The sequence below is a fragment of the Glycomyces amatae genome, from assembly GCF_020991375.1.
GTDB lineage: Bacteria > Actinomycetota > Actinomycetes > Mycobacteriales > Micromonosporaceae > Glycomyces > Glycomyces amatae.
In genome coordinates, this window is sequence record NZ_JAJLQZ010000006.1 from 57,381 (window position 1) to 73,753 (window position 16,373).

At 67.4% G+C, this 16,373-nt stretch carries 15 protein-coding genes and 1 pseudogene; 8 read left to right on the forward strand and 8 right to left on the reverse strand.

All coding sequences use genetic code 11. The features are described from left to right. The first annotated feature begins 163 nt into the window (after positions 1–163). Genes imuA' through LO763_RS11395 form a run of 3 tightly spaced genes read left to right on the forward strand, consistent with a single transcriptional unit; the run spans position 164 to position 5,455 of the window. The gene (imuA', locus tag LO763_RS11385) at positions 164–901 is read left to right on the forward strand and encodes a DnaE2-dependent mutagenesis accessory factor ImuA' (protein ID WP_230602123.1); all 738 of its coding nucleotides are present in this window, start codon (positions 164–166) and stop codon (positions 899–901) included. Continuing rightward, positions 898–2,289, forward strand: coding sequence for a DNA polymerase Y family protein (locus tag LO763_RS11390; protein WP_230602124.1), 1,392 nt, complete (start codon positions 898–900; stop codon positions 2,287–2,289). The genes imuA' and LO763_RS11390 overlap by 4 nt, the downstream gene beginning before the upstream one ends. After that, positions 2,282–5,455, forward strand: a complete 3,174-nt coding sequence (locus LO763_RS11395) for an error-prone DNA polymerase (protein ID WP_230602126.1) — start codon at positions 2,282–2,284, stop codon at positions 5,453–5,455. The genes LO763_RS11390 and LO763_RS11395 overlap by 8 nt, the downstream gene beginning before the upstream one ends. Positions 5,456–5,489: 34 nt before the next feature. On the opposite strand, the gene LO763_RS11400 is transcribed toward LO763_RS11395, so the two are convergent. Both LO763_RS11400 and LO763_RS11405 read right to left on the reverse strand, forming a co-directional pair. Further along, positions 5,490–6,809, reverse strand: a complete 1,320-nt coding sequence (locus LO763_RS11400) for an IS701 family transposase (protein WP_439650285.1) — start codon at positions 6,807–6,809, stop codon at positions 5,490–5,492. A 127-nt stretch (positions 6,810–6,936) separates the two neighbouring features. After that, complete coding sequence (locus LO763_RS11405; RefSeq protein WP_230602128.1) at positions 6,937–7,296, reverse strand: histone-like nucleoid-structuring protein Lsr2; 360 nt, start codon at positions 7,294–7,296, stop codon at positions 6,937–6,939. 328 nt (positions 7,297–7,624) lie between these two features. Here LO763_RS11405 and LO763_RS11410 point away from each other — a divergent pair, with 328 nt between their 5' ends. Further along, on the forward strand, positions 7,625–9,157 hold the full coding sequence (locus LO763_RS11410) for a pentapeptide repeat-containing protein (RefSeq protein ID WP_230602129.1): 1,533 nt from the start codon (positions 7,625–7,627) through the stop codon (positions 9,155–9,157). Here LO763_RS11410 and LO763_RS11415 read toward each other — a convergent pair. Further along, positions 9,154–9,543 (reverse strand): hypothetical protein, encoded by a 390-nt coding sequence (locus tag LO763_RS11415; protein WP_230602130.1) that lies wholly within the window; start codon positions 9,541–9,543, stop codon positions 9,154–9,156. The two genes, LO763_RS11410 and LO763_RS11415, sit on opposite strands and share 4 nt — an antisense overlap. Before the next feature lie 280 nt (positions 9,544–9,823). On the opposite strand from LO763_RS11415, the gene LO763_RS11420 reads away from it, so the two are divergent. From LO763_RS11420 to LO763_RS11430, 3 genes and pseudogenes are all read left to right on the forward strand, one after another. Beyond that, positions 9,824–10,132 (forward strand): hypothetical protein, encoded by a 309-nt coding sequence (locus tag LO763_RS11420; RefSeq protein WP_230602132.1) that lies wholly within the window; start codon positions 9,824–9,826, stop codon positions 10,130–10,132. 67 nt (positions 10,133–10,199) lie between these two features. Next, a pseudogene (locus LO763_RS11425) lies at positions 10,200–11,297 on the forward strand (iron-containing redox enzyme family protein). Between the two features lie 63 nt (positions 11,298–11,360). Next, on the forward strand, positions 11,361–11,612 hold the full coding sequence (locus tag LO763_RS11430; protein ID WP_230602133.1) for a CDGSH iron-sulfur domain-containing protein: 252 nt from the start codon (positions 11,361–11,363) through the stop codon (positions 11,610–11,612). A gap of 255 nt (positions 11,613–11,867) precedes the next feature. Here the strand turns inward: LO763_RS11430 and LO763_RS11435 are convergent, their stop codons facing one another. Genes LO763_RS11435 through LO763_RS11450 form a run of 4 tightly spaced genes read right to left on the reverse strand, consistent with a single transcriptional unit; the run spans position 11,868 to position 14,376 of the window. Further along, a complete protein-coding gene (locus LO763_RS11435; RefSeq protein ID WP_230602135.1) occupies positions 11,868–12,134 on the reverse strand; it encodes a hypothetical protein in 267 nt (88 codons plus the stop codon). Positions 12,135–12,156: 22 nt separating this feature from the next. Next, positions 12,157–13,080, reverse strand: coding sequence for an IS3 family transposase (locus LO763_RS11440; RefSeq protein WP_230602136.1), 924 nt, complete (start codon positions 13,078–13,080; stop codon positions 12,157–12,159). After that, positions 13,080–13,379, reverse strand: a complete 300-nt coding sequence (locus LO763_RS11445) for a transposase (RefSeq protein ID WP_230602137.1) — start codon at positions 13,377–13,379, stop codon at positions 13,080–13,082. Before LO763_RS11445 ends, LO763_RS11440 begins: the two co-directional genes overlap by 1 nt. A 22-nt stretch (positions 13,380–13,401) precedes the next feature. After that, positions 13,402–14,376 carry a hypothetical protein gene (locus tag LO763_RS11450; RefSeq protein ID WP_230602139.1) on the reverse strand — a complete coding sequence of 325 codons (975 nt, stop codon included), beginning with the start codon at positions 14,374–14,376 and terminating at the stop codon, positions 13,402–13,404. A gap of 227 nt (positions 14,377–14,603) precedes the next feature. On the opposite strand from LO763_RS11450, the gene LO763_RS11455 reads away from it, so the two are divergent. Continuing rightward, positions 14,604–15,420, forward strand: a protein-coding gene (locus tag LO763_RS11455; RefSeq protein WP_439650286.1) for an IS5 family transposase whose coding sequence is annotated in 2 segments (ribosomal slippage) — positions 14,604–14,956 and positions 14,955–15,420 — 819 coding nt in all. Because the reading frame shifts where the segments join, the coding sequence is not laid out codon by codon here. A gap of 51 nt (positions 15,421–15,471) precedes the next feature. Here LO763_RS11455 and LO763_RS11460 read toward each other — a convergent pair. Further along, positions 15,472–16,191: a hypothetical protein gene (locus tag LO763_RS11460; RefSeq protein ID WP_230602142.1), complete on the reverse strand. Its 720-nt coding sequence runs from the start codon at positions 16,189–16,191 to the stop codon at positions 15,472–15,474. Between the last annotated feature and the right edge of the window lie 182 nt (positions 16,192–16,373).

The window sequence follows — 16,373 nt, forward strand, 5'->3', positions numbered from 1 at the left end:
CATCGCCGCGCCCTTTCGGGCGGGGGCGAGTGTCCTCTCGGTCTCCGATGTGGCCTGGGGTGGCGGGGTTGAGATTGATCCGACAGGTTTTGGATCTTGCGCTACTCGAACAGATCAGTATGGTGAACTCATACACACGTTCGATAAACGCACGGGGGTCCGAGTGTCGAAAGGTGCGGGGGCGGCGCTGGCCGCCCAGCTAGGGCTGCGCACGGCAGGGGAGCTCACGCCTGCGGCGCAGGCGTCGGAACCGGTGCTCACCGCCTCGCGTCGTATCCTGCCAGTCACCTCCGACATTGCCGGGCTCCTGCCTCACGGCGGCTTGGCCGCGACGGTCGCGATCACCGCGGCCCGCCGCGGGGCGACCGCGCTGATGTGGCGGCTGCTGGCCGGACCGAGCCGGGCCGGGGCCTGGTGTGCGCTGGTAGGTCTCCCCGGCCGCTACCCCCTCGCCGCCGCCGCTGCCGGGGCGCGTCTGGACCGAATCGTGTTCGTGGAGGCGGCCGGGCCTCGGATCGCCGATGCCGCGGGGGCCCTCGCTGAGGGCGTGGCGGTCATGGTGGTGCCCAGCGAGGGCCTGAGTCCGGCGCAGGCGCGGCGGCTCACCGCCCAGGCCCGCCGGGGCGGCACCATCGTCATCTGGTGGGAGACGCGGCCCGTCGCCGGCCCCGATGCCCGGCTGGAAGTCACCCGCGTCCAATGGCGAGGGCTGCGCGCCAACACCGGGCGCCGGTGGGGGCCGGGCCGGCTCACCGGCTGCCAGCTCGACGTAGCCACCCGCTGGCGCTCGGGCGGCGGACACCGATCCCGCCTGTGGCCCTACGGTGGCGCCCCCGGCGAGCCTGCCGACATCGTTGCGCCAGCAGACGGACCACGCTCGTGCCGTGGTGAGGCCGGGTGAGCGTCCGGGTGAGCCGGGCGCCGCACCGGGTCCTGGTGGCGCGGCTGCCGGACTGGGACGGCGAGGACGCCGCCGCGTTCGCGCCGGTGCTGGAGGCGATCGATCTACTCACGCCCTATGTGGAAGTGCTCGAACCCGGTGTGGTCGCGATCCCGCTGCGCGCGGGAGCCGGTGACGAGGCCACGTTCTGCGAGCGGTTGATCGACACCGTCACGGCCCTGGTCGACCAGGACTGCGTCATCGGCGTCGCCGACAGCCTGTTCGCGGCGGTCCTGGCCGCCCGCGAGGGCCGGATCGTGCCCCCCGGCGCCGACGCGGCCTTCCTCGCCGGGCGCGACATCGGCGACCTGACCGCGACCGGACTGGTCGAGGCGGAGACGTGCGCGACGCTGCGGCACTTGGGGGTCGACACGTTGGGGGCGTTCGCGGCATTGCCGGGGGCGGCGGTCGCCGAGCGCTTCGGCGCCCCCGCCCGCCGGGCCCAGCTGCTCGCGGCCGGGCAGCTCGCTCGGCCGCTGGTCCCCCGCCCAGCCGACCCCGACCTGGTCGCCCGCGACACCCCTGAGGTCCCGTATGCGTCGGTCGAGCAGGCGGCCGTCGCCGCCCGGCCGCTGGCCGAGCAGCTCCTCAAGGTGCTCGCCGACCGGAACCTGTCCTGCACCCGGGTCACCATCACCGCCCACACCACGAACGGTCTGACCCGGGAGCGGACGTGGCAGGTCGACCCCACCGCGACCGCCGCCAACCTGGCCCGCCGGGTCCGGTGGCAACTCGAGGGCTGGCGCCCCCACCACACCGACACCGACGAGACCGACGATGAGCGCGCCGGGATCGCCGTGCTTGAGCTGGCCCCTGGCGGGCTCATCAGCGCCTTGGAGGCGGGCCGGGGCCTGTGGGAGGCCAAGCACCCCGCTGCGGTCCGCGCCGAGGCCGCCCTCCGCCACGCCCAGACCCTCCTCGGCCCCGACGCCCTCGTCCTCGCCGTGCTCACCGACGGCCGCGACCTGACCGAGCGCGCGGGCACGGCGGCATGGGAGATCGAGGCACCACCGGTGGCGCCGTCGGGGCCGTGGCCCGGGGCCCTGCCCGACCCGCCCCCCGCACTCGTCGGCACCGGTGCCGGGGAGCCGGCAGGCGTGCTCGACGCCGCCGGAGCCCCCGTGCAGGCGCTAGCCCGCGGCGGCCTGACCGCCACACCGGCGCTCGTCTCACTGGGCGCCAGGCGGGTGCGGATCGTCGCCTGGGCCGGGCCCTGGCCGGTCGCCGAACGCTGGTGGGGGCCGGGAGCGCGCCGCTACACCCGGCTCCAGGTCGAGCTCGCCGACGGCACCGCCGCGCTCCTGGTCTGCGAGGACGGCCGGTGGACCGTGGCCGGCTGGTATGACTGACCCGCCCTACGCCGAGCTGCACTGCCACTCCTATTACAGCTTCGGCGACGGCGCCGACGCCCCCGCCGCGTTGGTCGCCGAGGCGATCCGGCTCGGTTTGACGGGACTGGCGATCACCGACCACGACGGGCTCTACGGGGTCTCGCAGTTCGCCGTCGCCGCAGCCGCCGCAGGACTGCCGACGGTGTTCGGCGCCGAGCTGAACCTGGGCATGGCCCGGGCCAGGCGCGGCCAGGCCGATCCGGCAGGGACCCACCTGGTGGTCCTCGCCCGCGACCCGGCCGGGTACCGGGGCCTGTCGCGCGCGATCACCGAGGCCAAACTCGCCGGGGCCGAGAAGGACCTGCCCCAGTACCGGGTTGAGCGCCTCGCCGAGCTGGCCGGCGGGCGCTGGCAGATCCTCACCGGCTGCCGCAAAGGCGCCCTCAGCGCCACCCTCGCCGCGAACGGCCCCCGAGCCGCCGAACGGCGACTGCGGGAACTCATCGACCAGTTCGGGGGCGAGAACCTCGCCGTCGAGGTCACCTGCCACGACCTGCCCGATGACACCGAACGGGCCGAAGCGCTCGCCGCGATAGCGCGCCGCTGCGAAGTGCCGGTCGTGGCCACCAACAACGTCCACTACGCCGCGCAACCGCGCGCGAAAGTCGCGACGGCGCTGGCGGCGATCAGGTCGGGGCGCACGCTCGACCAGGCCGATCCCTATCTGCCCGCCAACGCCGGAGCGCACCTGCGCAGCGGCGCCGAGATGGCCTTGCGTTTTCCCGACCTGCCCGAAGCCGTCGAGCAGGCCGCGGCCGTCGCCGAGGCATGCGCGTTCGATCTCGAGCTGCTGGCTCCGCGGCTGCCGCGTTTTCCCGTGCCCGACCCGCACGACAACGTGTCCTACCTGGCCACACTGACCATCACCGGCGCGCACGAACGGTACGGGCCGCCCGAGGCCGAGTGGGTGCCCGGCGCATGGGCCCAACTCGACCGCGAACTGCGGGTGATCACCCGGCTCGGGTTCGCCGGGTACTTCCTCATCGTCGCCGACATCGTGCGCTTCTGCCGCGACCACGGCATCTTCTGCCAGGGCCGCGGCTCAGCAGCGAACTCGGCGGTCTGCTACGCCCTCGGCATCACGAACGTGGACCCGGTCGCCTTCGGGTTGCTGTTCGAGCGGTTCCTCTCCGCTGAGCGCGACGGGCCGCCCGACATCGACATCGACATCGAATCAGGCCGCCGCGAGGAGGTCATCCAGTACGTCTACCGGCGCTACGGTCGCGACCGGGCCGCTCTGGTCGCCAACGTCGTCACCTACCGACCCAGGTCAGCCGTCCGCGACGCGGCCAAGGCCCTCGGCTACGGCCACGACCAGGCCGTGGCGTGGTCCAAGCGCCTCCACCGCTGGAACGGCCTCGACCCCGACGAAGCCGAGGCCATCCCCGCGGACGTCCAGTCGCTCGCGGGCGAACTGCGAGACCTGCCCCAGCACCTCGGCATCCATCCCGGCGGGATGGTCCTCACCGAACAACCCGTCGCCGAGATCGTCCCAGTCGAACCCGCCCGCATGAAGGACCGGACGGTCCTCCAGTGGGACAAGGAGGCCTGCGCCGACGCCGGATTGGTGAAATTCGACTTGTTGGGGTTGGGGATGCTCACTGCCTTGCACTGCATGGTCGATCTGGTCGAGGACTTCCACGGCACACGCATCGACCTCGCCATGCTCCCACCCGACGACCGGGACGTCTACGCCATGCTCCAACGGGCCGACACCGTCGGGGTGTTCCAAGTCGAGTCGCGGGCCCAGATGGCGACCCTGCCCAGACTCAAGCCCGAGACGTTCCGCGACCTGGTCGCCGAGGTCGCCCTCATCCGCCCCGGACCGATCCAGGGCGGCGCCGTCCACCCCTACCTGCGGCGGCGAAGCGGCGAACCCTGGCGCGACCAGGTGCCCCAGATCCTGCACCCGGTCCTGGAGAAGACCTACGGGGTGCCGCTATTCCAGGAGCAGTTGATGCAGATCGCGATCGTGGCCGCGGGCTTCGACGGCGGCGAGGCCGACCGGCTGCGCCGCGCCATGGGCGCCAAACGATCCGCCGAGCGCATGGAGGAACTCCGCGAACGCCTCTACACCGGCATGGCCAACCGCGGCATCACCGGCGCGCAGGCCGACCAGATCTACGAGCAACTGCGGTCGTTCGCCGACTTCGGATTCCCCGAATCGCACGCCGCCTCCTTCGCCCACCTCGTCTACTCCTCGGCCTGGCTCAAATGCCACTACCCCGCCGCGTTCTACGCCGGACTCCTAGCGAGTCAGCCCATGGGCTTCTACTCCCCCGCGAGCCTCATCGCCGACGCCGGGCGCCACGACATCACCGTCGCCGCACCCGACGTCAACACCAGCACTGCGGCCGCCTCACTCGTCCCCTCCGACCGAACCTGCACACCGCCGCTGCACGGCGTCGCGGACCTTCGGCTCGGCCTCGACGCCGTCAAAGGACTCGGGGCGGCCGCGACCGGACGGATCACGGCCGCACGCGAAACTGAGGGGCCGTTCCAGTCGATGACCGACTTGGCCCGCCGCGCCGACCTCACCAGGAAGCAGCTGGAGCGCCTCGCCATCGCCGGTGCGCTCAGCAGCCTCGAACCCGACCGCCGCCGAGCGCTGTGGACCGCGGGGACCGTCGATGAACGACCCCACATGCTCCCCGGCACCGGCCCGGCTACACCGCCCCCGACCTTGCCGGGCATGAGCGCTGCCGACCTCGCCCGCGCCGACTACACCGGTCTGGGCCTCTCGGTCGAGATCCACCCGATGGCACTCGTCCGGGCCTTGCTCGACACCGACGGGGTCCTCACCGCCCGGCGCCTTCCGCACATGAAGCACGGCAAGAGGATCGAGGTAGCCGGGATCGTCACCCACCGCCAACGCCCCTCGACCGCGAAGGGCTCGACGTTCCTCAGCCTCGAGGACGAGACCGGCATCGCCAACGTGGTGTGCAGCCCTGGCTTGTGGAAGCGCTGGCAGAGCACTGCCACAATCGCCAAGGCCCTGCGCATCCGCGGCACCATCGAGAAAGCGCCCGACGCGCACAAGAGCACCATGCCGATGATCGTGGCCTACAAACTCACCGAACTCGACCTGCACAGTCCGTCAACGCCGTCGCGGGACTTCCGCTGACGCTGGCTTAGTACTCCAGTTGTAAGTTCGGGTTTCATGCGGCGAGGGCGAGGTTTCGCTGGTAGTGGAGTTGTTTCGCGGTGGCTTGGTGGCGGCGTCGCCAGGCTGACCAGCGGAGCCGGTGGCGCCAGTCGAGGTCGGGCGCGATGGCGCTGACCATGAGGTGGCGGATCTCGTTGCAGATCAACGGGATCATGTCCGTCTCGCCTGGACCGGATTCTTGGGTGCGGGTGACGGCGAGGAAGGCGTAGGCGAGCATCGCGAGGGTGACCCAGCGGTGCCAGGAGGTCCAGGTGCGGACCTGGTGCTCGTCGAGTCCGGCGAGTTCCTTGGCGCCCTGGAACGTCTCCTCGATCCGCCAGCGCATCCCGGCGACAGTGACCAGCGTCTGGAGCGGTACCGGCCTCGGTATCCAGGTCAGGTAGTAGGCGAGTTCGCCGGTGCGGCGGTTGCGGCGCGCGAGCAGATGCGCGTGTCCCTCGCCCTCGCCGATCAGGTCGATCCAGGCCCAGTCGTAGCGGCGCTGTCCTTTCGCGCCCGCCCCGGCCGAGCGGGCCTGCCAGGCGACCCCGGCCTGCGCGAGCGCCTCGGCGGCCGTGATCTTGCCGGCTTCGACCTCGACCGGGGTCGTGGTCGCCACCGCGAGGACATAGGCCAGTCCCCGGCGCTGGAGCCGGGCCCGCAGTGCGGGGTTGATGCCGTAGGCCTCGTCACCGACCGCGAAGTCCGCGCCGATGCCCGCATCGAGCGCGGCCTCGATCATGTCGCCGGCCAGCTCGGGCTTGGTGGCGAAGCCGACCTGCTCGGGCACCCCGGCCGCAGCGCAGCGGGCCGGGTCACCGGTCCAGGACTTGGGTAGGTAGAGGCGGACATCGACCGCCGCATGCCCGGTCGCGGTCGCGAAGGCGAGGTAGACCGCCAGCTGGCAGTTCTCGATCCGGCCCGCCGTCCCCGAGTACTGCCGCTGGACACCCACGGTCGCGGTGCCCTTCTTGAGGTCGCCGGTCTCGTCCACGGCCAGCACCCGCAGGCCTGCTCCAGTGCTCAAGTGCTCGCAGGCCCAGGCGCGGATCTCCGAGCGGACCCGATCGTCGTCCCAGGCCGCGCGGGAGAGCAGGTGCTGGAACCGCCACGGACCGGCCTCGCCCGCATACTCGGCCAGGGTCCAGCAGTTCCGTCGTTCCAGATGCGCCATCATCGCTGTGGTCAGGCGCTTCGCGTTCCGCCTGGTCTCGACCCGCCGAAACGCCGGAGCCAGGCGCGCCCACAGCGCGTCCAGGTCCGACTGCCAGCGGCCCACGTCTACACTCGCCAAGACGGCCGTCGTGCTCTTCAGTTGCCTCACAACAACCATGATCACGGCGGTCGCCCCGCGTCTAACAGCGGCATCGCCGCAGCTCACGACCTGAACTCTCACTGGAGTATTAGTGCCTGGACAACGGCCGACGCTCGAAACGGTAGGCTTGGGCCGAGGACAGAAATCAGCTCTGGGCGGCGTGGTACTCCTCGATGATGGCCTGAGGAATGCGGCCGCGGGGTGAGACCTGCTTGCCGTTGCGTTCGGCCCACTCCCGGATCGCCTTGTTCTGTTCCCGATCGACACTCGGACGGCGCGAAGCCGCCGACGCAGCGCGGACCGGGCCACGGGCGCCACCGAGGCTGTAGCGCCCCAGGCGAGTGCCGGCCTCCTGGAACTTCTCCAAAACGGTGCGCAACTCCTTGGCGTGGGCCGCCGACAGATCGATCTCGTATGCTTGTCCATCGAGCGCGAACTTCACCGTCTCTTCGGCTTTTCCGCCATCGATATCATCGATGAGAACAACTTGTGTTTTCCTGGCCATGACGACTCCTTACCGACGCTCGCAACCAGCCACCAGCAGTGAACGGTATCGCTGCGCTGAGCATGAGAATACGTTTACCCCTGCATGCTAACCCATCAGTAATATGGTACTTCTCGGGTAGATGAAATAGCTAAAGCATCCCTACTGCGCCAGCTGGTGGCCTCTCGAATGCAGTAGGTGCCGCAGGCACCCGGAATCATGACTGTCGGTGGCGTCGGCGAGACTGATTCGCATGATGATGGGTGGGAGTCATCGCGCAACCCGTTGGTGGCCGTGGATTCTTGGCGGGGCTACGGCCATTGTGACTGGTGGTTGCCTGTCATTCTGGTTGTTCCTCGCGCAGGCGGGTGATGACCCACGGAACCAGATCGCGGCATTGACAGCCGCTACGCAGGCGACCGGAGGCCTCGCAGCGATTGTGACGCTGGTGCTGCTGGCCCGCCGCGAGTGGCTGCAGGAACAAGTGCTGTGGCTGCAGCGGGAGGCGCACCAGCTTCAGGTTGACCGGTACGAGTACGAACGGGCGGACACCGTCCGGCGACAGATCGTGGACCTGAAAGCGGCAGCGACCGAACACTTGGCCAGCGACAAGATTGCGGTGCAACTCGGCGGGCTGCACATGCTCGATCAGCTGGGTAAGGAACACCCCGATCAGCGCGAGGCGATCGTCGCGGCCTGGTGCAGTCTGCTGCGCGGCCGGTTCGAACCACCGCCCGGACTCATCGGCCCGCCCTCGATCGACCGCACCGCACCACCGCCACATGCCAGCGATACCGCCGTAGAGGCACTCGACCTGGCCGGGGAGTACCAGGTCCGTATGACCGCCCAGCGCCTCCTGCTCGGACACCTGCGCGATCCTCGGGCCGGGACCGAGGCCAGCCGGATCGGCTCGCCCGAGACGGCCGAGTACTGGAGCTTGCGCCAGCTCGACCTAACCGGCGCGACCCTCATCAACGCCGATTTGACCGGCTGTTACCTGATCGGCTTCGATGCCCGATACGCCATCTTCCACGGCCAGACCACCTTCGCCGACACGCTTTTCTCCGGAGAGGCGGCCTTTACCAGCGCCCGCTTCCGCGGCGACGTCTGCTTCGACCGAGCCGTATTTGAGGGGGCCAGCGATTTCGACGCCGTCTTGGTAGTCGGCCGGGCCCAGTTCACCGGGACGGCCTTCCGCGGCGCGATGGAGTGCAAGTCAGCCCACTTCACCGGCCCCGCCGTCTTCCAAGGCACGCAGTTCGAGGGCCACACACGATTCTGGAAGGCCCGGTTCGGTGGCACCGCCTACTTCGAAGGAGCCTGCTTTTTCTTCGATATCGGCTTCGCCTCCAGTTGCTTCGAAGACTTCGCCAACTTCACCCACGCGAGATTCCTGGGCCGGACCGCCTTCGGACACACCGCGTTCGTCGGCGCAGCCACCTTTGTCAACGCCCAGTTCGGACCCAGCACCGTGTTCGTCAGTGCAAGCTTCTACGAGACGGTCGACTTCACCGATGCTTACTTCGATCAGCGCGCCAGCTTCGAGAGCGCCGAGTTCGCCGACACCGCCCGATTCCGTCAGGCCCGCTTCGCCGGGACCGCAGGATTCCACCAGGCCCGCTTCGAAGCCGACGCGCGATTCACCAGCACACGCTTCGACGACCAGACCGGGTTCGGCGCGGCCTACTTCGGCGGTGATGTTGAACTGGGCACGATCATCCTCGGCGACAGAGCCACACTTGATCTCACCGACGCCAGCGCCGCCCTGCCAGAACCTGCAAACCTTCGACAGGAATGGCCGACCGGTTGGCACACGGTCTCTGACCATGAGCGACTATATCTGCGGGCCATCGAGCCGCGCCTGCCGAGCGTGCACGGTTAAAGCGAGGAGCGCAGCTGCTCCCACTGCTGGCACAACCACGTGGGCGCGCGATCCAGCAGCTCGTCACCGATCACCTCAACTAGTACCGCGGCGTCACCGTCCCCAGGGTCGGCTGCGAACCACCCCGCCATGCTCAAAGCCTCGGCGTAGCGCGTGAGCGCGCCCCCGACCAGGCGCCGTGCATCGGTGCACTCGACATAGTAGGTGGTCACCAGCCCTTCCCACCGTGACTGCCCGACAATGACCCGGTAGCCCTTGCCCGTCTCATTGATCGACCGCTCTCCTGCGCGCCGCAGTGTCTCACCAATCAGGTCGGCAATATGCTGCCGCCCCTCCAGGACCGCCTGCTGCAGCTCAGCAACGCCATCCAATGAAGTATCAACCATGGAACACACTGTGCCACAACACAACACCATATCCCTGTTGCTACTCGTGAACGGCGTGTTCCGTGACCGATCCTAGGAGGCGAATCCCAGGCGTCGAGTAACATGACAGTCTATTTCGTTGGATGATTGAACCTTTGCGCATTGTAGTTTTAATGACTGCTGCTAGTCGTTCTCCTGTCTGATCGAGCCCTATTCGATTTCGAGTTCTGTCGTAGCTCACAGTAATGGAATTTGTTGAGAAAACCTCTAACTGATCAGTCATCTGCAGTTAGGCTAGGGTATGAAACTTCAGGGGCTGCAGCCGCCATCGGCTATACGCCGGGCGCATAACGCGGCCGATATGTTGAAAGGTCTTGTCGCCGTAATCGTGGCGGCGACGATCATCGCAGCGATTGTCACAGGGATCGATGGTCGTCTCGGCGTGACGTTTGGTGCTGTCCTCGGTGGGGGCATATCGGCAGTGTTGATCTTCGGTTTTGCACGAATGCTTGAGGTGCTTGCTGCGATACTAGCGGAAGTGTGGGAGCAAGGGTATACGGAGGATGAGTCTCCACCGCATACTTACCGTGCCCCACAACATGGTTCGTGATCGACAGCGCATGGGTGCTGCCGCTCCCGTGTTCCGCACGTCCCGGCCATCGGAGGACGCGCCGATGATGGAGGCCCCGACCGCGCTTCGCCGCGTCGTTCCCGGCGCGACCGGGACGCCCCTTCCGCCGGTGCGGCCGCGTGGGCCGTTGAGCGCGTCCCTGTGCGCGGTGCTGGAGCGCCAGTCCCCGCCTGAGGAAGCGCCGCCGACCGGGCATCTACACCGTGTGGCGACGGCGGCCCTCGCGGCCACGGAAGGCGTACCCAAGGACGAGGACCTTCAGCTGTCGCTCTTTCTGCTGTACGGGCTCGCGTACGGGTCCCTGCCGTGGCTGGACGCCGCGTGGGAGTGGCACCCGGACCTGATCGCGACGCGCGCGCTGCTGGAGCGCGCGTTCGAGGCGCAGATGCGGTCGGCGGTGACCGCCGAGGACCCACCGCGAGCAGATCGGGAAGCGGTCGCGGCGTGGCTGTTCGCGGCGACCGACCCGGCATCGGGGCCCGACCTGGCGCGGTTCGTCGCCAAGTCCGCGTCACGTGATCAGGCGCGGGAGCTGCTGATCCAGCGCAGCATCTACACGCTGCGCGAGTCCGATCCGTACTCGTGGGCGATCCCGCGCTTGACCGGCAGGGCGAAGGCCGCGCTGGTCGAGATCCAGTCGGACGAGTACGGCGGCGGTGACCCCGCCCGGGTGCACGCGGCGATGTTCGCGCAGGCCATGCGCGGCGCCGAGCTCGACGACCGCTACGGCGCCTATGCCGACGACGTCCCCGCGCTCACGCTGGCCTCGCAGAACCTGGCGTCGATGTTCGGCCTCAACCGGCGGCTGCAAGGAGCGCTCATCGGGCATCTGGCCGTCACCGAGATGACCTCCTCGATCCCGAACCGGCTCTAAGGGGACGGGTTCCGGCGGCTGGGCTTCAGCGCCGAGGTCACCGCGTACTTCGACGAGCACGTCGAAGCCGATGCCGTCCACGAGCAGATCGCCGGCCGCGACCTGGCCGGGGCCCTCGTCGAGGACGAGCCGGCCCTGCTGGAGGACGTGCTCTTCGGCGCCCTCGCCTGCCTGCGCATGGACGGATGGGCGGGCGAGCACTTCCTGAGCGCTTGGCAGGACGGCCGCACGTCCCTGCGGCCGGCCCCGCAAGAGACGAGCCGGCCCTGACATCTCGGCGTCCCGACACCGGCACCGGCCACAAGGCCCCGCACCCGCCAGGAGGCGAAACCCATGCGCGACGACGACCCCGTGACCCTCACCGCCTGCCCGGACGGTCCGCTCATCGTCCGCGGCCCGGCGACGTTCCTCGACGAGGACGGCGAGCCGATCGACCAGCCCCGCCGGACGGTCGCGCTCTGTCGCTGCGGCGCCTCGGCGATCAAACCCTGGTGCGACGGCACCCACAAGCTCACCGGCTTCACCACCGACCACCACGACCCCGGGGACGCCACGGCGAGCCGACCGTCAACGGCACGCCAGTGAGCGTCCAGGTCGCAGGAACGGCGAGTGACGGTTATCGGGCTGTCCCAGGCTCATGGTTAGGCTAACTTTTGCCATGACCCATCGACGACCGGACGGTTGTCTCGTTGAGTCCCGGGTTGTGGTTCACGGTGGTGTTTTCAATAGTCCGGTTCGGCCCAGGCTGTGCGCTCGAAGTTGAGGAGTTGGGTGATGCGTTGGTCGCTGCACCAATTTGGATTGATGAGTCATCAAGTGCAACAGATAGTGACATGATGTCTAGGCGTTGTGCACTAAGAGCGTCATTTCTATCAGGACGATCATATCCCTGAGATCCTTGAACCAATCCTCACTGCGCGTATCCCAGCCGAACCAGGAAAAGAATCCAGCGGCCCCGAGTATGCATCCGATGAACATGAGCAATCCGGTGACGATCACGACCAGACGGCCAGTGTCCAACACCCTGGTGAGGGACTCATCGCCGATGCCCGGCTGCGGATAGCGCCATGAATAGACAAGGTGTGATGCCCCCGCTTTTCCGGACACTGTTTTCCTTGCATTTGGATGATCACACCCCGTGCTGACGGGGTTGTGGTAGAGCCTCGTGTTTTGTGGCCTGCTCCTCCTTCCACGCCGTCTCGAACTCCTCTGGCGAGCGGTACCCGAGCTTCTTCTGGATCCGGCGCGAGTTGTACCAGCCGTCCACGTAGAGGAACAGTGCCTCTTCGACGGCGGACGGGGACGACCAGCGTTTCCCGTAGATCACCTCGATCTTGAGCGTGGACCAGAAGTTCTCCATCAGCGCGTTGTCGAACGAATCGCCGACACTGCCCATGGAACGGCGGATCCCGTTGTCTGACAACATCTGCGAGAAGCGCAGACTCGTATAGTTCGATCCGCGATCCGAATGGTGGATCAATTGCCCGTTCCGGATGTCCTTGGACCACAAGGCATAGGACAGGGCTGCGGCGATCAGGTCGGTGTTGCACGACGGCCCGGTGGCCCACCCGGCGATCCGGTTGGAAAAAGCGTCCCGGATCGCCGCGACCCAGACCACGCCGCAGTCGGTGGCGATCCGGGAGGCGTCGGCCAGCCACAACCGGTCGGGGCCCTCGGCGGTGAAGTGCCGCTCCACGAGGTCGCAGGCCGGCGTCGCCTGCGCTTCGGCCTCTGCCTTCGGATGCTTCCAGCCTTTGCGCAGATGCGATCCGGCCCAGCCCTGGCCGGCCATGAGCCGCTCGACCCTTTTGCGGCCCACCCGGATACCGTCGCGGCGCAGCCGGCCCCAGATCCGGTCGGACCCGTAGGTCCGCCCCGATTCGGTCCAGATCTCGTAGATGACACTGAGCAGGCCCAGGTCCACTTCGGCGTGATCGCTCGGCCGATCCAGGGCCCGGACCCAGCCGTAGTAGGTCGAGGGGGCAACACCGAGCACCCTGAGCATGAGATCGACCGCGTATCGGTGCCGCATCCGTTCGACGAACACGAGCACTACCGCCGGGTCTGGTCGATCTCGGAGGCGAAAAACGCCGAAGCGGTCCGCAAGATGTCGTTGACCTTGCGCAGCTCCTTGTTCTCCTTCTGAAGCTTGGCGATGAGTTCTTTCTCGGCCGTGGTCGGGCCCTCAGAGCGGGTGCCGGCGTCGCGTTGGGCTTGCCGGACCCAGTTGCGCAGGGTCTCGCGGTTGATCCCGAGCTGGTCGGCGGTCTGTGAGAGCGGCCGCTCGGGCGACTCCAGGCACAGACGGACCGCTCGTTCCTTCAACTCTGGCGGGTACTTCCGGATAGGCATGCGAACCTTGTCCCCTTCTGGTTCATTCCAGAACCAAAATAAAACCTCTCCGGAAAAACGGGGGGAGCACAAGGATCGCCAGGTAGACCACGATGCCGGCTGCGATCCAGACTAGTTCGGTATTCATAGCGGTGATCGCGGAGGCGACGAGCACGGGCATGCCGAGGAATTTGGCCGCCGTCGCCTCGCGGTCGCCACGGCGAATCATCGCGGGGTAGGGGACTGATACGGCGCCGAGCAGCGCTACAGGCCCAACGGCTTGCCAGGAATCAGTCGCGAGGTAGGCTGCTGCCCCGGCAGCAGCAGCACCAGCAAGAGTAAGGGTAGCTGGGCCAGGTCCGAAACGATACGTGTCGTCCTCGATCAAACCACCAATGAGCGTAAGGCCCAGCAACGCTACCCCCGCCGTTATCAACCCCCAGAACGGCCCACTGAGATCGGCCTGCCACAAACCGAGGCCTGTCGCACCGGTGTAAGCGATCACCGCGTCCAGGCCGTGACCGCGCTCGTAAGGACTTACGTCAATAATCGTGTGGGCGTATATCACGAAAGCGACAATGACCGACAGGGTGAAGACCATGCCGCTCAGATAGAGTGCGAAATTGGCACCTGTATTTCCACTTGGGGCAGTCAGCGTACCATCGGGCAAGTACCAGGGCGCCAATGTCAGCAGTAGGCACGCGAGCGGCAAACGCAGTGACCGGATCACGGACAAGGGGTGAGCGTCGCTCGGGGCCGGTTGCCGGTGGTTTTGCGGTGGTGTGCTGCTGCCAGTCACCGACGCGACAGCGGCCGGTGCGGCGATCAACATCGTAACTATGCCCGCCGATGCTGCCAGTACTGCTCCGGTGAATGCCAGGATCCACGCGACTGAACCGGAGAGCAAGTTGACGAGGTTCCCGGCGAACGTGCCGCCGAACGTCAGGCAGCCGATGATGATGCTGGTGCGAAGAAGGGTGCGTCGAGCACGCGGATCGAAGGCTGGTGAAGCATCCATGAGATCCTCAAACCGTCGGAAGCCGGGGACCTCAAGGCTAACGGGCTCAATGCTCCTGGTGGGACCCGCAACAGGAGCCGCACCCATGTGCTGAATCCAGAGGCCGGGTTGGTCCGGATGTTCCTAACCGGCGGCACGGTACTGCTCAGTAGATCAGCCTCGAACGAGATGGCCGATGGTCTAAGCTTGTCTCAGTTGGCGTGCAAGGCTTCTGGTATAGATCGTGGGTGGACGCCTTCACCAGACGACTGGTGCCCGATGGGCTGTGGGAGGTCACCGAACCGCTGATTCCGGCGACGCCGAAGCGCGCGCAAGGTGACGGCATCCCCCGGGCCGATGAACGGCAGGTCTTCGCTGCGATCGTGTTCGTCCTGACCACCGGCTGCGCCTGGCGGCACCTACCGCCGAGCTTCGGCGTCTCTCACCAGACCGCGCACCGGCGATTCACCGAATGGTCCGATGCCGGGCTCTGGGCGAAGCTCCACCGGGCCGTGCTCGACCGGCTCGGCGCGGCCGGCGAGATCGACTGGTCCCGCGCGATCGTCGACGGCGCGAGCCTGCGAGCCAAAAAGGGGGATCACTGACCGGCCAAACCCGGTCGATCGCGGCAAGTCCGGCTCGAAGATCCATGTCCTGTCCGACCGCAACGGCCTCCCGCTCGCCCTCGGCGTCTCGGGCGCGAACCTCCACGACTCCCAAGCCTTCGAACCGCTGATCCAAGGCATCCCGAAGATCCGCTCCCGGCGCGGCCCACGCCGCAGGAAGCCCGGCAAGATCCACGCCGACAAGGCCTACGACCTCCCCGACTGCCACCGCGCCTTGCGAGAAAGACGCATCGGCGACCGGATCGCCCGCCGCGGCATCGAGTCCTCGGCCCGGCTCGGCCGCCACCGCTGGGTCATCGAGCGCACCATCGCCTGGCTCGGCGGCTACCGCCGCCTCACCCTCCGGTATGAGCGCCACGGCCACCTGTTCGCCGCATTCCTCGCCCTCGCCGCCGCCATCACCTGCTACAAGAAACTCGCCGCCTCGGACGCGCCCTGACGGGCCATTCCGGCAGGAAGTGACCGGCCGCTATTGCCGTTACATGGACGATCACGGCCCTTGGTTCATGATCCTGCGGTACTGGACGATGTTGAACCCGATCAGCTTCGGCTCGTCGAATTCAGTGCGGAGAGCCTCCCTGCGATGTTCCCAAGTCAGCGTCTGCAACAAGACCGGCGAACACCCCCAGACGGTCAACAACATGATCGTCTGGGAACCGACGATGACCCCGACCGCCCAGAGAGCGGAAGCGGTATCCCCCCACGAACCCTCGATCACGCCCCGCTCGTCGGGGTTGTTGACGAACGCCACCACCAGGAAGAACCAGGATCCCAAGGCGCCGGCCCAGAAGAACGGCAGCCTGACGGCCACCAAGAACACGGCAAACTCATCTGATGTGCTTCGCATGTACGTCGAAGCATCCATCGACGCCCCTGCCACCGCAGTGACCAGTAGCGCCATGACGACGGCGAGTGTTTTCAATACCCATGGGGCCAGATCGATCCAGGGAAGCGGTGAGCCGAACATCAGCAGCAACTCGATCGCAACACCTGTCAACAGCGGGAGGGTGAACCCGAGGAAGAGATGGCGTACCGCGCATCGGCGACAGACGAATCCGCTGCTGCTGCCCAGCATCTGATATTTCCGAGTGGTTTCCCAGGACGTGAACCCGGTCATGCGGGTCTCGGCCGACAGCTCAAGTCCCAGATGAATCACATGATGCCGCCCACGGCGCATGAGACCACATCGCACACACTCCCCATCCGACATGACTATGAGCCTAGTCTCACGGCGTCGGGACCGGTCCCACCACAATTCCCCTATGCAATACATGGCAGGCACTTCGCCGAAGGACAGCACACGAATTTCTCGACAGAACCAGAACGCGAGGCTTACCGCCAACTGAGACACGCTCTAAACGCATTGCGCCCGAAACTAAAACGGGATCTCTT

Excerpts from the sequence above, each read along its gene's own strand:
- LO763_RS11395 (WP_230602126.1), top strand. The coding sequence starts at position 2,282 with ATGACTGACCCGCCCTACGCCGAGCTGCACTGCCACTCCTATTACAGC.
- LO763_RS11400 (WP_439650285.1), bottom strand. The coding sequence starts at position 6,809 with ATGGTTGTTGTGAGGCAACTGAAGAGCACGACGGCCGTCTTGGCGAGT.
- LO763_RS11405 (WP_230602128.1), bottom strand. The coding sequence starts at position 7,296 with ATGGCCAGGAAAACACAAGTTGTTCTCATCGATGATATCGATGGCGGA.
- LO763_RS11415 (WP_230602130.1), bottom strand. The coding sequence starts at position 9,543 with ATGGTTGATACTTCATTGGATGGCGTTGCTGAGCTGCAGCAGGCGGTC.
- LO763_RS11420 (WP_230602132.1), top strand. The coding sequence starts at position 9,824 with ATGAAACTTCAGGGGCTGCAGCCGCCATCGGCTATACGCCGGGCGCAT.
- LO763_RS11430 (WP_230602133.1), top strand. The coding sequence starts at position 11,361 with ATGCGCGACGACGACCCCGTGACCCTCACCGCCTGCCCGGACGGTCCG.
- LO763_RS11445 (WP_230602137.1), bottom strand. The coding sequence starts at position 13,379 with ATGCCTATCCGGAAGTACCCGCCAGAGTTGAAGGAACGAGCGGTCCGT.
- LO763_RS11450 (WP_230602139.1), bottom strand. The coding sequence starts at position 14,376 with ATGGATGCTTCACCAGCCTTCGATCCGCGTGCTCGACGCACCCTTCTT.
- LO763_RS11460 (WP_230602142.1), bottom strand. The coding sequence starts at position 16,191 with ATGTCGGATGGGGAGTGTGTGCGATGTGGTCTCATGCGCCGTGGGCGG.